At 64.3% G+C, this 649-nt stretch carries 1 pseudogene; it reads right to left on the bottom strand.

Annotated elements, in window-relative coordinates:
- Positions 1-649, bottom strand: a pseudogene (locus DBR10_RS19210) (hypothetical protein); the annotation flags it as partial.

Below are 649 nucleotides of genomic sequence, written 5' to 3' on the forward strand. Positions count from 1 at the left end.
GCCAGAAGTCATTGAGGGTGATCGCTGCCTTGTTGGTCAGGGTCGCGATCTGCACCTTGTCGGCCCCGTCGCCGCCATTGGCATCGAAGAACAGCGCACCGGTGGCGGTGTCGTAGAGCAGGGTCGCGCTGGCGCTGGTCGGCTGGGGCGCGACACCGCTGACGAAGGTGATGTCGGACAGGCTGATCAAGCCAAAGGCGGTGGCCTTAAGGGCGATGTGATCGACCCCGACTTGCAGATCCGCGATCCGGTCGATCCCGTGACCGATGCTGTCGAAGCGGAAGACGTCCGCGCCGCCGCCACCGGTCAGGATATCGCTGCCGATACCGCCGTTCAGAACGTCGATGCCTGCGCCGCCGACCAGGGTGTCGATGCCGGCCCCGCCGGTGATCACCGTCCCGGTGCCATTGGCATAGCCCGCGAAATTGCCGGTGCCGGCAAAGGTCAGGACTTCAATATTGTTGGCCGCGATCGCCGAGTTGATGGTCACGATCTGGGTATCGTAACCCTCACCGGCATTTTCGACGATGGTGTCGCCGGCATTGTCGAAGACATAGGTGTCGTTGCCGAGGCCGCCGATCATGCGGTCGCCGCCGAGGCCCCCGTCGAGGGTGTCGTTGCCGCTGCCGGCGGTCATGACATTGACGAT

The organism is Caulobacter sp. HMWF025 (assembly GCF_003060965.1).
Classification (GTDB): Bacteria; Pseudomonadota; Alphaproteobacteria; order Caulobacterales; family Caulobacteraceae; genus Caulobacter.